We start from the raw sequence: 667 nt of genomic DNA, 5'->3' as shown, positions 1-667 counted from the left end.
GTTTTTGAGCATGTACACACGCCATAGCCGCGCGCGCCTGACACTGCAAACCCGGGTCATCAATACAGACGGCGAAGAAGACGCCGTCCGCTTCAGCGGCCAGTATGTGTTGCATCGTTGACCCTGGAACGAGGGTCAATGCCGGTTAGGTACGGGCAAGCTGCAACAGCGTCTCGCGCCAAGGCGCTTTTTCCGGCAATGCCAAAAACGAGTCATTGAGCAGCGATGCCCGCGCCGGGTTCGGTGACACGAAAAGTTGGCGGGGAGACGTTGGTACCTACCTAAAGCGGTTCGCTGCAAAGTCCTAAGAAGTAAACCAGCTCACTATTGAAGGGGTCACCCAGTATCGTCATAACCGACATTGATTGATCTGGCGTTAGTTCATGTTCTCCCTCAGGGACATCACCCAGGGTGGTCCAACCCATTGCAGCGAGTATTGCTGGCTCAAATTTTTGTGGGACGTTTTTTTCGTACTGGATTGAATTATCTGGATTGGGCTCTGGGTAAAAGCCACTGATTGCAATAAATACCATGGGTGACACTCCTAATTCACTTAGTTGTGATTCGTCTTTCAGGCTTGGCTTTTCCAGTTTGTTCACCAGTAGTCGCGTCGTACTCCCCTAAGTGGTTTCCTTGTTTGTCATACACTTCCACTGCTCCATGCTGA

General features: G+C 51.4%; 2 protein-coding genes and 2 pseudogenes. 1 reads left to right on the top strand and 3 read right to left on the bottom strand.

The features are described from left to right. Window positions 1–121: pseudogene (locus tag HBN68_RS22370) on the top strand (YiiD C-terminal domain-containing protein); the annotation flags it as partial. A gap of 24 nt (window positions 122–145) precedes the next feature. Here the strand turns inward: HBN68_RS22370 and HBN68_RS22365 are convergent. The 3 genes and pseudogenes from HBN68_RS22365 to HBN68_RS21955 form a co-directional block, all read right to left on the bottom strand. Beyond that, window positions 146–238: pseudogene (locus HBN68_RS22365) on the bottom strand (3'(2'),5'-bisphosphate nucleotidase CysQ); the annotation flags it as partial. A 43-nt stretch (window positions 239–281) separates the two neighbouring features. Continuing rightward, a complete protein-coding gene (locus HBN68_RS21960; protein ID WP_169964595.1) occupies window positions 282–533 on the bottom strand; it encodes a pyocin S6 family toxin immunity protein in 252 nt (83 codons plus the stop codon). Window positions 534–549: 16 nt separating this feature from the next. Continuing rightward, window positions 550–667 (bottom strand): colicin E3/pyocin S6 family cytotoxin (locus tag HBN68_RS21955; protein ID WP_262378096.1); only part of this gene is annotated, 118 nt, incomplete at its 5' end.

Source organism: Pseudomonas sp. WS 5078 (assembly GCF_012985745.1).
Lineage (GTDB): Bacteria > Pseudomonadota > Gammaproteobacteria > Pseudomonadales > Pseudomonadaceae > Aquipseudomonas > Aquipseudomonas lundensis_A.
This window is presented reverse-complemented; position numbering and strand designations above follow the sequence as displayed.

Excerpts from the sequence above, each read along its gene's own strand:
- HBN68_RS21960 (WP_169964595.1), bottom strand. The coding sequence starts at position 533 with ATGGTATTTATTGCAATCAGTGGCTTTTACCCAGAGCCCAATCCAGAT.